Below are 14,985 nucleotides of genomic sequence, written 5' to 3'. Positions count from 1 at the left end.
CGGCAGGGCCATCGCCGCGATATGGTGTCGCGGCGTCCTGATACCACCTCTTGTGCCAGCCCCCTGACGTGACCGCAACAGATTGTGGCCAATCGCGTCGGCACACAAGTCGGTAAATGACGTTTTGGGGACTCGGTTCGTCGCTTCCGTGAATCACTTTGTCGACGGGAGCGAACCGTTCATCGACCGCGACGCGTGGATGTTCCTCACCTTTGCGATTGGCAAGAGGATCGAAAGGGTGAGTGAAAAGAAACCCGTGGAAGAATCGTTCCGGGGCCGACCGGCTTGCCGATGGGGCCCGGTCGCGCGATGCTGACCCCATATCTGGTGGGGGAGCGGCGACATGACGATCGATCGGCGGGCGATGTTGAAGGCGGGGGCCGCGGGCATTGCGGGCGCGGCAGCGGGGCCGGTGCTGGCCGCCGATCCGACCTCGAAGCTGCGCCCCGCGGTCGAGGCGGGTCACGCCGCCGCAGTCGAGCGACTGCGCCAGTGGATCGCCCTGCCCTCGATCGCGGCGGAGAACCGCGGCTATCCCGAGGGGCCGGACTATATGCGCCGGCTCGCGCTCGACGCGGGCTTCCAGTCGGCGGAGATCGTGCCGTCGTCGGGCAAGCCCGGCGTGTTCGCGACGCTCGATGCCGGCGCGAAGAAGACGCTCGGCATCTACTTCATGTACGACGTGAAGCAGTACGACCCCAAGGAATGGTCGAGCCCGCCGCTGGAAGGGCGGATCGTCGACAAGCCGGGCCTCGGCAAGGCGATGGTCGGCCGCGGCGCGGTCAACCAGAAGGGGCCGGAGACCACCTTCCTCGCCGCGCTGCACGCGTTCAAGGCGGCGGGGGTGAAGCTGCCCGTCAATCTCGTCCTTGTCGCCGAGGGGGAGGAGGAGATCGCCTCCCCCAACTTCCACGAGATCGTCCAGACCCCGCGCGTTGCCGCGGCGCTCAGGAAATCGGTCGGCGTCATCATCCCGACCGGCTGGCAGAACCCGGCGACCGGCGCGGTGACGCTCGCACTCGGTGCCAAGGGGGCGATGGAGTTCGAGCTCACCGTCTCGGGCGAGAAATGGGGCCGCGGGCCGAAGGGCGACATCCATTCGAGCGAGAAGGCGCGGGTCGACAGTCCGCCGTGGCGGCTGGTCGCGGCGCTTTCGACGCTCGTCAGTCCCGACGGCAACACGGTGATGATCGACGGCATCCAGGACAAGGTGGTGCCGCTCACCCCGCGCCAGCGCGAGCTGATCGCGATGACCGCGCGCGCCACCGACGAGACATCGACGAAGAAGCAGCTCGGCGTCACCCGCTGGATCGACGACATGGATTGGGAGGCCTCGCTCGTCCGGCTGGCGCAGGTGCCGACGGTCAACATCCAAGGCCTGGTCGCGGGCTATACCGGCCCCGGCGGCAAGACCGTGCTGCCCGGCCGCGCGACCGCCAAGATCGAGATGCGGCTGGTCCCCGACATGACGATCGAGGACACGCTGGCCAAGCTGCGCGCGCATCTCGACAAGCGGGGGTTCGCGGATGTCGAGATCAACGTCTCGGGCGGCTATGGCCCCACCCAGACCGACGAGAAGAGCGCGCTGATCCGTGCCGAGCTGGCGACGTGCGAGCGGCTGGGTGTGCCGGCGACGCTCGCGCCGCGGCTGGCGGGAAGCTGGCCGGGGGTGATCTTCACCGGGCCGCCGCTCGGCCTGCCCGCGGGTCAATTCGGCTTCGGCCACGGCAGCGGTGCGCACGCGCCCGACGAATATTTCCTGATCGAGAGCACCAACCCCAAGGTGATGGGAATGAAGGATGCGACGATGGGATTTGTCGACTTCCTCTATCAGGTCGCGGCGACGGCGTAGTTCGACCCGTCACCCCGGACGTGTTCCGGGGTCCACTTCACCGCGTACGCACCGGCGGGTTGGCTCGCGGCACGGTGGACCCCGGAACAAGTCCGGGGTGACGATTTAGGTTAGCGGGTCGCTGGCGCCTTTACCGGTGCCGCCGGCGCAGCCGCCGGAGCAGCGGGCGCCCCCGCCGCCGCCTTCGCCCCCGCCAGCACCTTCGCCGACGGCACCACCGTCATCGTCCAGTCGCGATCGGGCCGCAGATATTTCGCCGCCAGCGCCTGAAGCTCCGCCGGGGCCATCCGGCCGAGGTCCTGCGGCAGCGTCGCGATCGACGCGAGCCGCTTGGGATCGCCCGTGCCGCCCGCGGTCTGCTGCATCCAGAAGGTGTTACCGCTCGACATGCGGATCCAGCTTTGCGCGACCGGCACTTGTGCGCGGCGCAGTTCGTCCTCGCCGACCGGCGTCGCGACGAGATCGGCGGCGATCGCGCGTGCGGCCTCGAAGAAGAAGCCGGTCTTGTCGGGCGGCACTTGGCCGATCGCGATTAGACGCCCGCCGCCAGGCATCCCCACCGGCCAGTTGTTGACGACGTTCGGCGTATAACTGACCCCCGCCTGGCTGCGCAGCCGATCGAACAGCCGGTCGCGGAAGACGGCGGCCAGCACCTCGAGCCGGCGGCTCTCGCTGATCGCGTCGCTGCCGCCGCCGGTCGGCCAGGCGATCACCGCCGCGGCCTGGTTGGGCTGCCCCTCGTGCGTGCGCTGGACGGGCGTCGTGTCGTGCTTCGGGAAGTCGGGCGTGGGACCGGTGATCGGCGCGGCGGGCCGCGGCTTCATCGCGCCGAAAGACGCCGCGACCGCCTGTACCGCGGCATCGGTCTTCACGTCGCCATACACCTGCACCTCGATCGGACCCGACGCGAGGATCGGCTCCCAGAAGGCGCGGAACGCCCTGGCATCCAGTTTCTCGACGGCCTCGCGCGGGGGGACACCCCAGCGTGCGTCGCCGTTGTGGAGCAGCTTTTCGAGGTCGCGGCTCAGCACCGCGTCGGGCGACGCCTCCAGCCCGGCATAGCCCGCCAGCATCACCGCACGGGCACGGGCCACCGGATTAGGATCCCAGCCGGGCGAGTTGAGCTTGGCGGCGATCAGCTTGAGCTGGTCGGCCAGGTCGGCGGGCGTGGTCAGCGCGCCGAACATGAACGCGTCGTCGTCGATCGCGAAGTCGAGCGAAATCTGCCGCCCACTGGTCAGCCGGTCGATCTCCTCCTGCCCGAACTTGCCGATGCCCGACGGGATGAGCGCCAGGTCGCCCGCCCAAGCCGGCGTCACCCGGTCCGACGGCAGCCCGCGCAGGCCATTGCCGAACCGCACGCGCACATAGATCTTGTTCGTCTCGGACTCGTTGGGGAAAACCAGCAGCTTGACGCCGTTGGCATAGTCGACCTGCTCGATCGACGGCTCGGTGACCACGACCTTGCGCTCCGCGACCTTGCCCGGCGTGCCGAGCTTCGGAAGCTTGTCGAACCCGATCGAGCCGCCGCGGGTGCGGGCATAGGCGAGCTTCGACACGTCCTCGTCGAGGACGGCGGCAAGTCGCGCCTGAACGTTGGTGTCGGGGGTGCGCGTGTTGACCATCGCGCGGCGATCACCCTCGAACACCTTCTTGCTCGCGGCGAGCACGCGCTGCGGCGTGAAGAACTTCTTGGCGACCGCGCCGCGGAAGATGCCCAGCGACCCTTCGGACGAGGCAGCGGTTTCGTGGATGTCGACTGCCTGGACGATCTCGTCGGCCTGGATTGCGCCGGCCTCGACGCGGCTCGTGTCGACGGCGTTCTGCATCGCCGCGTCGATCTCCGCCACTTCGCGGTCGATCTCGCCTTGCGTCGGCGCGTTGACCATCGCGTCGGCGATGACGCGGCGCACGTCGCGCACCGCGGTCTCCCAATCCTCGCCCACCGGCACGATCGTGACGGCGGTGAGATTGGCGGAGCGCGCCACGTCCTGAAGATCGGCATTGGCGGTGATGAAGCTGCCGCCGCCGCGCGCGCGCGATTCGAGGCGGCGGTTGAGGATGCGGATCGCGATCTGGTCGATCATCCGCTCCTGGTTGAACAGCACCGTGTCGGCGGTGATCGTCCAGGGGCGCAGGATCGCCATCGTCACGACCGGCGGGATCGAGGGTTCGACCGACACCGCGCTCGCGGGCTTGTCCGCCTGCGGCTTGCCGAAATCGGGGGTGGGCGTCGCCGCGCCCTTGGGAGTCCAGCCGCTGAAATGCTTGGCGACCAGCGCCTGAAGCTGCGCAGGATCGACGTCGCCGGCGATGACGATCGTCGTGCGGTCGGGACGATACCAGCGGTCGTGGAACGCCTGCACGCTGCCCGCGGTCGCGGCGTTCAGTGTCTCGACCGTTCCGATCGGCGAGCGGTCGGCCAGCGGCTGGCCCGCGAAGAACAGGCTGCGCGTCGCGTCCGACAGCCGGCTGGAGGGATTGAGCCGCTCGCGCTGCTCGGCGAGCACCACCGGCCGCTCGGCCTGGAGCGCCGCGTCGCTCAGCGTCGGCGCGGCCATCATCCCGGCCAGCACCTTCATGCTCTCGTCCAGCCCGGCGGGCGTCGCGGAGGGAAGGTCGAGCTTGTAGACCGTCTGCGTGAACGTCGTGCTGGCGTTGGTGTCCGAGCCGAAGGTGACGCCGAGCCGCTGCCATAGCCGCTTCGACTCGCCATCGGGCACGTACTGCGACCCGCGAAAGGACAGATGCTCGATCAGGTGCGCAAAGCCGCGCTCGCTGTCCCGCTCCATCAGCGAGCCTGCGTCGATGCGGACGCGGATCGCCACCTGCCCCGGCGGCACGCCATTGCGGCGCACGGCATAGCGCACGCCGTTGGGCAGCGTGCCGAACGTCCATGCCGGGTCGGGGGTGATGTCGCTGCCCTTGTACAGCCACGGCTGGTCCGCGGTCTGGACCGGCCCCGGCTGCATCAGCGGGATCGCGGTCTGGGCCGGGGCCGACTGCGGCGCGGGCGCGGCGGTCTGGGCGGCGAGCGGAAAAGCGGCGGCGGCAAGCAGCAGCGCGCCGAGCGTCATAAGCGAACGGATCGGGGGGATCATGCCGCCAAGGCTAGCGGGCTTTGGCGCGCCCCGCCAGCCCGCCCCTGATTCGCGCGCTTTGATACGGTCGGCCTGCCCCAATCGGGCGGACGCTTGCCATGTTTCGGACGCGAAGCCCGGTTAGCGGCCGAAGGATCGCGCTCTTCAACCGATCGGTATCCGTGCTTACCCAGATCCGCCCCGAACCGCAGACCCGTAGCGCGCCGATGCCCGACCTCGGCCGGGTATCGGGCGCGGCAGTGCCGGGCGCGGCGCTCGCGCCCGAGCGGGGGCGGCCGTTCATCATCCGCTACGGCAAGCATCTGCGCGGGCTGTTCGACCGGCTCATCGCGGGCTCGTCGCTCGTCCCCAACGACCCCGTGCTCGACATGCGTGATTTCGCCTGGACGTGCGAGTTGCGTCGTAATTGGCGAGCGATCCGGGACGAGGCGATATCGGTCGCATTGGAGCGAGGCGCCGCGCCGAGCCTGTCGGACGTGTCGCCCGACCACCGCGCGATCGCCGCGCCCGAGATGTGGCGATCCTTCTTCCTCCACGGTTACGGCTATCCGATCGACGAGAACCTCGCCCGCTGCCCCGCGACCGCGGCGGCGGTGGCGAACATCCCCGGCCTCGTCAGCGCGTTCTTCTCGATCCTCGCGCCGGGCACGCATATCCCCGCGCATCGCGGCGTGACCAAGGGGCTCATCACCTGCCATCTCGGCCTGATCGTGCCCCCGGACGGCGACATCCGCATGCGCGTCGCCGACCGTGTGGTGCGCTGGGCCGAGGGCGAGACGCTGGTGTTCGACGACACCTGGGATCACGAGGTCTGGAACGACAGCGCGGGCACGCGGGTCGTCCTGCTCATCCAGTTCGAGCGCCCGCTCGCCCAGCCGGGCAAGTGGTTCGCCGACCTGTTCATGGGCTTCGTCCGGCGCTCCGCCTTCGTGCAGGAAGCGCGCGACAACATCCACGCCTGGAACCGCGCCGTCTCGTCCCTCGATACTTGATCGAAGGCAGGTGCGCGGCCACATGGCGGCGATGCTGATCGAAACCGAAGCCACGCCCAATCCCGCGACGATGAAGTTCCTGCCCGGCCGCGAGGTGATGGCCGGCGGCACTCGCGACTTCGCCAGTCCCGAGGAGGCCGAAGCCTCGCCGCTCGCCGATGCGCTATTCGGCCTCGGCGACGTGACCGGGGTCTTCTTCGGCCGCGATTTCGTCAGCGTCACCGCCGCGCCCGGCACCGACTGGGCGAGCCTCAAGCCCGACGTGCTCGGCATCCTGCTCGACCATTTTGCCGGCGACATGCCGCTGTTCCGCCCCGGCAGCGCCGCTGGCATCGCCGTGCCCCCCGCCGACCAGGTGTTCGCCGAGGATCCCGAGGATGCCGACATCGTCGCGCAGATCCGCGAGCTCATCGACACGCGCGTCCGCCCCGCGGTCGCCAACGACGGCGGCGACATCGTCTATCGCGGGTTCGAGAAGGGGAAAGTCTATCTCCAGATGCAGGGCGCCTGCTCGGGCTGCCCCTCGTCCACCGCGACGCTGAAGCAGGGGATCGAACAGCTCCTCCGCTATTACGTGCCCGAAGTGACCGAGGTGCGCGCGGTCTGACCGCGCGCGCCTTCCATCATCCGACCAGAACAGGGGAACGCCGCATGGGCCAGCCGCTCGACGACGCCGCACTCGACACGATCTTCCGCACCGCGCGCACCTATAACGGCTATGACGACACCCCCGTGACCGAGGATGACGTCCGCGCGATCTACGACCTTATCAAGATGGGGCCGACGTCGGCGAACCAGCAGCCGGCCCGCTTCGTCTGGGTGCTGGGCGACGAGGCGAAGGAAAAGCTCGCCGCCACCGCCAGCGACACCAATGCCGACAAGATCCGCAAGGCGCCCGCCAGCGTCGTCATCGGCATGGACCTCGATTTTCACGAGCAACTGCCCTGGCTGTTCCCGCACACCGACGCCAAGAGCTGGTTCAAGACCGAGGAAGCCCTGCGCGAAAGCGCGTTTCGCAATTCCTCGCTTCAGGGTGCCTATTTCATCATCGCCGCGCGTGCGCTTGGCTGGGATACGGGGCCGATGTCGGGCTTCGACCCCGATAAGGTGAACGCCGCCTTCTTTGGCGACCAGCCACGCGTGCGCGTCAACTTCATCTCGACCTTCGGCAAGGGCGATCCCTCGACGATCTTCGACCGCAGCCCGCGGCCCGAGTTCGAGACGTTCGGGCGTATCGAATAAGCCCTTGCGCACCCTCGTCATCGAGACTGCCACCGCCGCCTGCTCCGTCGCGCTGATCGAGGCGGGCGGGGTGGTCGACGCACGCCACGAAATCGTCGGTCGCGGTCACGCCGAGCGGCTGCTGCCGATGATCGCCGAACTGGTGGACGGCGGGCGGGCGGACGCGATCCTCGTCGATTGCGGGCCGGGCAGCTTTACCGGCATCCGGGTAGGGCTTGCCGCCGCGCGCGGGCTGGCGCTCGGCTGGGACGCAAGCGTGGCCGGATTTAGCGCGCTGACGCTGGTCGCGGCGCGCGCGCTTGCCGACCGGCCCGATCTGGCAGCGCTTGCGGTCGTGATGGAAGGGGGGCACGGTGAGGTCTTCGTGCAGGCCTTCGACGCGCCCCTCGCCCCGCGCGGCCCCTTCGCGTCGCTGACGCCGGCGGCGGCGCTCGACCTTCTCGACCCCGTGCTTCCCATCGTCGGCGACGGCGTGCGGCATCTTGCCGACAGCGGCCGCATGATCGAGGCACGCCACCCGGCCGCCGCCGACGCCATCCTGCTGGACGCAGCGGAGCGCAACCTGGCGCCGACGCCGATCTACGGTCGCGCGCCCGACGCCAAGCTGCCGGGGCAGCCTTGAGCACCGCGGTCGGCGGCACGCTGCTGCGCGCCGGCGGCCCGGCCGAGGTCCGCCTGGTCGACGCGCTGATGCGAGAGGGGTTCGATCCCCGTTACGGCGAGGCGTGGACGCAGAACCAGTGCCTGGGCATCCTGTCGCTGCCCGGCGTTTGGCTGACGATCGCCGAGCAAGGGGGTGAGCCGGCTGGCTTCGCGCTCGCCCGCATCGCCGCCGACGAGGCCGAACTGCTGCTCATCGCCGTCCGCCCGGCGATGCGCCACCGCGGCGTCGGCGGCGCCCTGCTTCGCGGGATCGTCGCCGACTGCCGCGACCGCAAAGCGAGCATCCTCCATCTCGAGGTCCGCGCAGGAAATGGCGCGATCGCGCTTTACGAACGCGCGGGATTTCGAAAGGTCGGCGTGCGCCGCGACTATTATCGCGGATCGACGGGCGAAGTCTTCGACGCGCACAGCTTCAGTCTCGACCTCGCCTGACCGACAAAAAGGCGGCGCGCCTGCCTTGAAGTCGCCATCCGTTACCCCGATAGGGACCGCGAGGAATTGCGCAGCAGACGCATCCCGCTTGGGTCGAAAAGGACTGGAAATGGATCATCAGAACGCGCTCGACGAAACGCTGGTCACGCTGACCGCGGACATCGTCGCAGCCCATGTCAGCAACAACAGCGTCGCGGTCGGCGACCTAGCCGCGCTCATCCAGAACGTGCATGGCGCGCTCGCGGGTCTTGGCGGCCCGGCGCCCGAGCCCGAGACGAAGCAGGAGCCGGCGGTGTCGGTCCGCGCCTCGATCAAGCCGGACTATCTGGTCTGCCTCGAAGACGGCAAGAAGCTCAAGATGCTCAAGCGCCACCTGATGACGCACTATCAGATGACGCCCGAGCAGTACCGCGCCAAGTGGAACCTGCCCGCCGACTATCCGATGGTCGCGCCCAACTATGCCGAGCAGCGCCGCAGCCTCGCCAAGAAGATCGGCCTCGGCACCAAGCGCCGGAAGCGTTGATGGGATCGGCGGCCCGGACACGCATCCGGGTCGCCGCCCCTTTCTTGCGAGTCGTTCGCTAACCCACGTACTTCCCACGGCGCGCGCGTCCGATTACATCGGCGCCATGCCCCGCAAGATCGACCTCGAAGCCCTTTGCCATGAAAAGGGTCTGCGCATCACCGAACAGCGCCGCGTGATCGCCCGCGTCCTGTCCGAAGCCGAAGACCATCCCGACGTGGAAAAGGTCTATGCCCGCGCCTCCGCCATCGACAGCGGCATCTCGATCGCCACCGTCTATCGCACCGTCCGCCTGTTCGAGGAGGCGGGCATCCTCGACCGCCACGATTTCGGCGACGGCCGCGCGCGCTACGAACCCTCGCCGGAAGCGCATCACGACCATCTGATCGACGTGGAGACGGGCAAGGTGATCGAGTTCGTCGATCCGGAGCTCGAGCTGCTGCAAAAGCAGATCGCCGAGCGGCTGGGCTTCCGCCTGGTCGATCACCGCATGGAACTCTACGGCGTCGCGCTCGACCGCAAGTCGTGATCGACAGATGGTAAGCGACCGGGCCGCCGCCGCGCCTGAACGCCGCATGCGCGCGGCGGCGGGCCAGCCCGCCCCGCTGATCCTCTCGCAGCGGCTGCGGTTGATCGTCCGCGTCGCGATGCTGGTGCTGGCGGCAGTGATCGCGGTGCCGCTCCATTATTTGTGGCGTCTCGTCCGCCTGTCGTCGCCCTGGCCGCGGCTGTTCCTCGGCACCTGTGCACGGATCGCGGGCGCGCGGGTCAAGCGGATCGGCACGCCGCTGAAGCGCGACGTGTTCTACATCGCCAATCATGTGAGCTGGATCGACATCCTCGCCATCGCCGGCACCAGCGGATCGGCCTTTGTCGCCAAGTCGGAGCTCGAAAAGGCGCCCGTCGTCGGCTGGCTCGCGAGCCTCAACCGCACCGTCTACGTCTCGCGCGAATCGCGGATGAAGGTCGCCGAGCAGATCAACGCGCTGCGCGATGCGTTCGCCGACAACTGGTCGGTGACGGTGTTTCCCGAGGGGACGACCACCGACGGCCAGTCGCTTCTCCCCTTCAAGTCGCCGCTGCTCGCGGTGCTCGACCCGCCGCCGCCGGGGGTGCTCGTCCAGCCAGTGCTCATGATCTACGACGCGCGCGGCCGCGATCTCGCATGGATCGGCGACGAGAGCGGCAAGGACAATGCCGTCCGTGTGCTGGCGCGCGCCGGCAGTTTCAGCGTGCGCTGCGTCTTTCTCGATCCCTTCCACCCGCGCGACTATCCGGGGCGCAAGGCGATCGCCGCCGAGGCACGCCGCCGGATCGAGGAAGCCTTCTCGGTCCGCACCGGCCGCCCGCTCGAACCGTTCGTCGGCCACGACTGGTGGGCCGGGCGCCGTGGTGACGAGAGCGCCTGAACGCGCTAAGGGCGCGGCCATGACGCCCCCTCCCAAGACCTTTCACGTCAAGTCGTTCGGCTGCCAGATGAACGTCTATGACGGCGAGCGTATGGGCGAGTTGATGGCGGCCGAGGGCATGACCGCGACCGCCGATGCCGACGCCGCCGACCTCGTCGTGCTCAACACCTGCCACATCCGCGAGCGCGCGACCGAAAAGGTCTATTCGGACATCGGCCGTATTCGCAAGAACGCGCGCGTTCAGGGCCGTGAGCCGATGATCGCCGTCGCCGGCTGCGTCGCGCAGGCCGAGGGGGCGGAGATCGTCGCGCGCGCCAAGGTCGACGTGGTGGTCGGCCCGCAGGCCTATCACAACCTGCCCGGCCTCGTCGCGCGCGCCGCCTCGGGCGCGCCCGTGCTCGACACCGACATGCCCGCGGAATCGAAGTTCGGCGCGCTTCCCCGCCGCCGCCGCGTCGGCCCCTCGGCATTCCTCACCGTGCAGGAAGGGTGCGACAAGTTCTGCACTTATTGCGTGGTCCCCTATACCCGCGGGGCAGAGGTCAGCCGGCGGATGGCGGCGATCGTCGACGAGGCGAAGGCGCTGGTCGATGCCGGCGCGCGCGAGATCACGCTGCTCGGCCAGAACGTCAATGGCTGGCGCGATGCCGACCGGAACGGGCTGGAGGCGCTGATCCATGCGCTCGACCGGATCGAGGGACTGGCGCGCATTCGCTATACCACCAGCCACCCCAACGACATGACCGACGGGCTGATCGAGGCGCATGTATCGGTCGAGAAGCTGATGCCGTTCCTTCACCTGCCGGTACAGGCGGGCAGCGACCGCGTGCTCAAGGCGATGAACCGCAGCCATACGCGCGACGGCTATCTCCGCCTGATCGAGCGGATCCGCGCCGCCCGCCCCGACATCGCGCTGTCGGGCGACTTCATCGTCGGCTTCCCCGGCGAGACGGATGCGGAGTTCGAGGAGACGCTGAGCCTCGTCGACGCGGTCGGCTACGCCCAGGCGTTCAGTTTCAAGTACAGCCCCCGCCCCGGCACGCCCGCCGCGGCGATGGACGGTGCGGTTCCCGCCCAGGTGATGGACGAGCGGCTCCAGCGGCTTCAGGCGGCGCTCAACCGCGATCAGGCCGCGTTCAATGCCGCGTCGCTCGGGCGCACCTGCACGGTCCTGATCGAGCGCAAGGGAAAGCTGCCCGGTCAGATGCTCGGCAAGTCGCCATGGCTCCAGTCCGTCCACCTGATGACCGACGCGGGCGTCGGCGACCTAGTCGAGGTCGAGGTCGTGCGCGCCGATCCCAATTCGCTGGCCGGGGTGGAGCGCGTCCGCGCCGCCGCGTGACCGAAAGGCCACGGTATGGCCTAGACGCGCGGTTGCGTCATTTTCGCGTTGTACGGCGTTCTTGCAGTCTGACAGACTGTGCGCCGTAGCCATGAAAGGATCGCATGAGCCGCAAGCCCGTCCCCGCCCGCGCGGGGGAGAAGTCGCGTATCGAAATCGCCTTCGACCGGCCGGAGATGCTGCCCCAGCTGTTCGGCGAATATGACACCAACCTCGTCGCGCTCGAAAACCGCCTCGGCGTCTATATCACCGCGCGCGGGGACAAGGTGGGGATCGAGGGGACGGCGGAGAGCGTGGCGCTGGCCCGCGACGTGCTGCAGGGCCTGCATGCGCGGCTGCTCCAGGGGCAGGAGATCGACCCCGGGCTTGTGGACGCGGTCATCGCGATGGCGTCGGAGCCGACGCTCGACGGCATCATCCGCCGCGATCCCAGCGCCCCGCCGCCGATCATGATCCGTACGCGCAAGAAGACGATCGTTCCCCGCTCGGCCGCGCAGACGCATTACATGCAGGAGCTGGTCGGCAACGACATCATCTTCGCACTCGGCCCGGCGGGCACCGGCAAGACCTATATCGCCGTCGCACAGGCCGTGGCGCAGCTCATCTCGGGCAGCGTCCAGCGGCTGATCCTGTCGCGCCCCGCGGTCGAGGCCGGCGAAAAACTGGGCTTTCTGCCCGGCGACATGAAGGATAAGGTCGACCCGTACCTCCGCCCGCTCTACGATGCGCTCTACGATTGCCTGCCCGCCGAGCAGGTGGAGCGGCGGATCGCCAGCGGCGAGATCGAGATCGCGCCGATCGCCTTCATGCGCGGCCGAACGCTCGCCGACGCCTTCGTCATCCTCGACGAGGCGCAGAATACGACGCCGATGCAGATGAAGATGTTCCTCACCCGCTTCGGCCAGAACAGCCGGATGGTGGTGTGCGGCGACCCCAACCAGACCGACCTGCCCGGCGGTGTCGGCGCCTCCGGCCTCAACGACGCGGTGCAGCGGCTGGAGGGGATTCAGGGCCTATCGATCGTCCGGTTCACCGCCGCCGATGTGGTGCGCCACCCGATCGTCGGCCGGATCGTCAACGCGTACGAGGGCGGCGAGTGAGTTGCGATTCGCGCGTGCCGCCCCTAGCTGCACGCGCAATGACCGAGGCGAAGACACGATGATCGAGGTGGCCGTTCAGGCCGAGGGAGACTGGGGCGACGATGCCGAGTGGGAGGCGATCGCCGACCGCGCCGCCCGCGCGGCGATCGGCCGCACGCCGCAGGCCGGGTGGCTCGAAAGTCCCGCGTCGATCGAGATCGCCGTTCGCTTGACCGACAACGACGAAGTGCACACGCTCAACCGGCAATATCGGGGCAAGGACAAGGCCACCAATGTCCTGTCCTTCCCGATGATCCAGCCGGACCTCCTCGACACCGTCACGCAGAACAGCGACGATGGCGAGGTGCTTCTCGGAGACATCGTGCTCGCCCGCGGCGTCTGCGTCGCGGAGGCGGCGGAACGCGGCGTGACCCCCTCGGAACATGCCACGCACCTGATTGTTCACGGGTGCCTTCATTTGCTAGGTTATGACCATCAGAATGATGGCGAGGCCGAGGCGATGGAAGCGATCGAGCGCGCCGTCATGGCCGAGCTCGGCCTGCACGACCCCTATCCCATCCAAGAGGACTGACGACCCCCAATGCCCGAGGGCCAAAGTACCAGCGCCGCGAGCGGCGACCTTCACCAGCCGGCCGATGGCGGCATCTGGCGCGGCCTTCGCGCCTTTCTCTTCGGCGACGACAATCACGAGACGCTGCGCACGCGCATCGAGGACGTGATCGCCGAGCATGAGCAGGAGGCGGAACGCCCCGTCGCGGGCGATCTTGCCCCCGTCGAGCGGCAGATGATCCGCAACCTCCTCCATTTTGGCGAGCGCGATGCCGGCGACGTCGGCGTGCCCCGCGCCGACATCACCGCAGTCGAGGAAAAGACCGCCTTCGCCGACCTCGTCCAGTGTTTCGCAAAGGAGGGGCACAGCCGCCTGCTCGTCTATCGCGACAATCTGGATGACGTGATCGGCATGGTCCACATCAAGGACGTGTTCGCGATCCTCGCCTCTGGCGAGCCGCATCCAGCGACGCTGGACGGCCTGATCCGCGAGCCGCTCTACGTGCCGCAGTCGATGGGGGCGATCGACCTTCTTCTCCAGATGCAGACCAGCCGCACGCACCTGGCCGTGGTGCTCGACGAATATTCGGGGACCGAGGGCCTCATCACGATCGAGGATCTGGTCGAAGAAATCGTCGGCGCGATCGAGGACGAGCATGACGATGCGCCGCACGACCTGCTCGTGCCGATCGAGGGCGGCGCGTGGGAAGCCGATGCGCGGGCCGAACTCGAAGACGCCGCCCGCCTCGTCGATCCGCGGCTGGGCGAAGTGGAAGAAGACGTGGAGACGCTGGGCGGTCTCGCCTTCGTCCTTGCCGGCCATGTGCCGCAGGCGGGCGCTTGCCTGAGACACCCGAGCGGCTGGCAGCTCGAAATTGTCGAAGCCGATTCGCGCCGCGTCGCCAAGCTGCGGCTGCATCCCCCGCGCGAGGATGCGCCGGAGGAATAGGGTTCAGCCCGCGTTGAGCTTCGCCGACTGGAGGTGCCAGCGGCGTTGCTCGGCGGTCGATCCGTCGACGTTGTTGACGCGGCGGACGACGTAGCTGCCGGTGAAATGCTGGCGCCGGCCGTCAGCGAGCACCGCATCCACCGTGACCGGCACCGTCGCGTAGAGCGATCCGGCGCCGCCCTCCACTTCTTGCTCGCGCGCCGACACCTTGACGCTCACCGTGTCGGCGAAGCCGCGCGCAAAGTCGGCGTAGGACTTGCCGCTCGCCTGTCCCTCGCCGCCCCATTGCGCATAGGCGACCGAATAGTCCCGCGCGTTGATCGCGTCGTAATAGAGCCGCACCGTATCCGCTGCCTGCTCGGCCTCGCCCGGCGAGCCGCATTCGCGTGGGCGATCGTCGCCGAACAGCGCGCATGAGCGGATGATCTCCGACCGGATCATCGCGCAGCTGTTCGCCGCGTTGCACGGCGGGCGCGTCGCGGGGGAGACGGCGCGGCACTGATCGACCAGCGCCTTCGCCTCCGCCGCGCCGATCTCCGCCGAGCAGGCGCGGGGCTCGCTCAGCATAGGGCTGGCGGGCGCGCTTGCCGGTACGGGCGTCGGCAGCGCGGCGACATCGCCGCCCATGCTCGTCGCCGCGTTTGACGAGGCCGCGGGCACGGTGGTCGTGCCATTGTCGGCCCCGGCCACGGGCTGTTCGGGACTGCCGCTACATGCAGCAAGCATCAGCGACAGAGTGAGCGCGGAAGCGAGCATCTTCATGTCCGCTGAAAGCCGCCGGCACCGCGGTGGTTCCGGGCGCGCCGGCTTCGTACGCCCAACCCTTTCGCT

The 14,985-nt window shown here is 68.8% G+C and carries 15 protein-coding genes; 13 read left to right on the top strand and 2 right to left on the bottom strand.

The features are described 5' to 3' along the window. The first annotated feature begins 343 nt into the window (after window positions 1–343). On the top strand, window positions 344–1,852 hold the full coding sequence (locus FHR19_RS02045; protein WP_184023684.1) for a M20/M25/M40 family metallo-hydrolase: 1,509 nt from the start codon (window positions 344–346) through the stop codon (window positions 1,850–1,852). A gap of 110 nt (window positions 1,853–1,962) precedes the next feature. Here FHR19_RS02045 and FHR19_RS02040 read toward each other — a convergent pair whose 3' ends face one another. After that, window positions 1,963–4,929 (bottom strand): M16 family metallopeptidase, encoded by a 2,967-nt coding sequence (locus FHR19_RS02040; RefSeq protein ID WP_246359252.1) that lies wholly within the window; start codon window positions 4,927–4,929, stop codon window positions 1,963–1,965. 185 nt (window positions 4,930–5,114) lie between these two features. On the opposite strand from FHR19_RS02040, the gene FHR19_RS02035 reads away from it, so the two are divergent. The 12 genes from FHR19_RS02035 to FHR19_RS01980 all read left to right on the top strand — a co-directional run bounded on the left by FHR19_RS02035 (window position 5,115) and on the right by FHR19_RS01980 (window position 14,154). Beyond that, the gene (locus tag FHR19_RS02035; protein WP_343053129.1) at window positions 5,115–5,945 is read left to right on the top strand and encodes an aspartyl/asparaginyl beta-hydroxylase domain-containing protein; all 831 of its coding nucleotides are present in this window, start codon (window positions 5,115–5,117) and stop codon (window positions 5,943–5,945) included. 31 nt (window positions 5,946–5,976) lie between these two features. Continuing rightward, window positions 5,977–6,552 (top strand): NifU family protein, encoded by a 576-nt coding sequence (locus tag FHR19_RS02030; RefSeq protein WP_184025735.1) that lies wholly within the window; start codon window positions 5,977–5,979, stop codon window positions 6,550–6,552. Between the two features lie 44 nt (window positions 6,553–6,596). Then, window positions 6,597–7,187 carry a malonic semialdehyde reductase gene (locus FHR19_RS02025; RefSeq protein ID WP_184023682.1) on the top strand — a complete coding sequence of 197 codons (591 nt, stop codon included), beginning with the start codon at window positions 6,597–6,599 and terminating at the stop codon, window positions 7,185–7,187. 4 nt (window positions 7,188–7,191) lie between these two features. Next, the gene (gene tsaB / locus FHR19_RS02020) at window positions 7,192–7,809 is read left to right on the top strand and encodes a tRNA (adenosine(37)-N6)-threonylcarbamoyltransferase complex dimerization subunit type 1 TsaB (protein WP_184023681.1); all 618 of its coding nucleotides are present in this window, start codon (window positions 7,192–7,194) and stop codon (window positions 7,807–7,809) included. After that, entirely contained in the window at window positions 7,806–8,282 is a 477-nt protein-coding gene (locus FHR19_RS02015) for a GNAT family N-acetyltransferase (protein WP_246359251.1), read from the top strand. The genes tsaB and FHR19_RS02015 overlap by 4 nt, the downstream gene beginning before the upstream one ends. Window positions 8,283–8,391: 109 nt before the next feature. Further along, the gene (locus FHR19_RS02010; protein WP_184023680.1) at window positions 8,392–8,805 is read left to right on the top strand and encodes a Ros/MucR family transcriptional regulator; all 414 of its coding nucleotides are present in this window, start codon (window positions 8,392–8,394) and stop codon (window positions 8,803–8,805) included. Window positions 8,806–8,911: 106 nt separating this feature from the next. Next, complete coding sequence (locus FHR19_RS02005; protein WP_184023679.1) at window positions 8,912–9,334, top strand: Fur family transcriptional regulator; 423 nt, start codon at window positions 8,912–8,914, stop codon at window positions 9,332–9,334. Window positions 9,335–9,341: 7 nt separating this feature from the next. Next, window positions 9,342–10,214: a lysophospholipid acyltransferase family protein gene (locus FHR19_RS02000; protein WP_184023678.1), complete on the top strand. Its 873-nt coding sequence runs from the start codon at window positions 9,342–9,344 to the stop codon at window positions 10,212–10,214. A gap of 19 nt (window positions 10,215–10,233) precedes the next feature. After that, a complete protein-coding gene (gene miaB, locus FHR19_RS01995) occupies window positions 10,234–11,556 on the top strand; it encodes a tRNA (N6-isopentenyl adenosine(37)-C2)-methylthiotransferase MiaB (RefSeq protein ID WP_184023676.1) in 1,323 nt (440 codons plus the stop codon). 104 nt (window positions 11,557–11,660) lie between these two features. Continuing rightward, window positions 11,661–12,656 carry a PhoH family protein gene (locus FHR19_RS01990; protein ID WP_184023675.1) on the top strand — a complete coding sequence of 332 codons (996 nt, stop codon included), beginning with the start codon at window positions 11,661–11,663 and terminating at the stop codon, window positions 12,654–12,656. Between the two features lie 58 nt (window positions 12,657–12,714). Continuing rightward, on the top strand, window positions 12,715–13,227 hold the full coding sequence (gene ybeY, locus FHR19_RS01985; RefSeq protein ID WP_184023674.1) for an rRNA maturation RNase YbeY: 513 nt from the start codon (window positions 12,715–12,717) through the stop codon (window positions 13,225–13,227). Window positions 13,228–13,236: 9 nt separating this feature from the next. Then, window positions 13,237–14,154, top strand: a complete 918-nt coding sequence (locus tag FHR19_RS01980) for a hemolysin family protein (RefSeq protein ID WP_184023672.1) — start codon at window positions 13,237–13,239, stop codon at window positions 14,152–14,154. Window positions 14,155–14,157: 3 nt separating this feature from the next. Here FHR19_RS01980 and FHR19_RS01975 read toward each other — a convergent pair whose 3' ends face one another. Then, window positions 14,158–14,916 carry a hypothetical protein gene (locus FHR19_RS01975; RefSeq protein ID WP_184023671.1) on the bottom strand — a complete coding sequence of 253 codons (759 nt, stop codon included), beginning with the start codon at window positions 14,914–14,916 and terminating at the stop codon, window positions 14,158–14,160. Between the last annotated feature and the right edge of the window lie 69 nt (window positions 14,917–14,985).

This window comes from Sphingomonas yantingensis (assembly GCF_014199325.1).
Lineage (GTDB): Bacteria > Pseudomonadota > Alphaproteobacteria > Sphingomonadales > Sphingomonadaceae > Sphingomonas > Sphingomonas yantingensis.
This window is presented reverse-complemented; position numbering and strand designations above follow the sequence as displayed.

Coding starts and splice junctions, on each gene's coding strand:
- FHR19_RS02045 (WP_184023684.1), top strand. CDS start 344: ATGACGATCGATCGGCGGGCGATGTTGAAGGCGGGGGCCGCGGGCATT.
- FHR19_RS02040 (WP_246359252.1), bottom strand. CDS start 4,929: ATGACGCTCGGCGCGCTGCTGCTTGCCGCCGCCGCTTTTCCGCTCGCC.
- FHR19_RS02030 (WP_184025735.1), top strand. CDS start 5,977: ATGCTGATCGAAACCGAAGCCACGCCCAATCCCGCGACGATGAAGTTC.
- FHR19_RS02025 (WP_184023682.1), top strand. CDS start 6,597: ATGGGCCAGCCGCTCGACGACGCCGCACTCGACACGATCTTCCGCACC.
- FHR19_RS02010 (WP_184023680.1), top strand. CDS start 8,392: ATGGATCATCAGAACGCGCTCGACGAAACGCTGGTCACGCTGACCGCG.
- FHR19_RS02005 (WP_184023679.1), top strand. CDS start 8,912: ATGCCCCGCAAGATCGACCTCGAAGCCCTTTGCCATGAAAAGGGTCTG.
- FHR19_RS02000 (WP_184023678.1), top strand. CDS start 9,342: ATGGTAAGCGACCGGGCCGCCGCCGCGCCTGAACGCCGCATGCGCGCG.
- miaB (WP_184023676.1), top strand. CDS start 10,234: ATGACGCCCCCTCCCAAGACCTTTCACGTCAAGTCGTTCGGCTGCCAG.
- FHR19_RS01990 (WP_184023675.1), top strand. CDS start 11,661: ATGAGCCGCAAGCCCGTCCCCGCCCGCGCGGGGGAGAAGTCGCGTATC.
- ybeY (WP_184023674.1), top strand. CDS start 12,715: ATGATCGAGGTGGCCGTTCAGGCCGAGGGAGACTGGGGCGACGATGCC.
- FHR19_RS01980 (WP_184023672.1), top strand. CDS start 13,237: ATGCCCGAGGGCCAAAGTACCAGCGCCGCGAGCGGCGACCTTCACCAG.
- FHR19_RS01975 (WP_184023671.1), bottom strand. CDS start 14,916: ATGAAGATGCTCGCTTCCGCGCTCACTCTGTCGCTGATGCTTGCTGCA.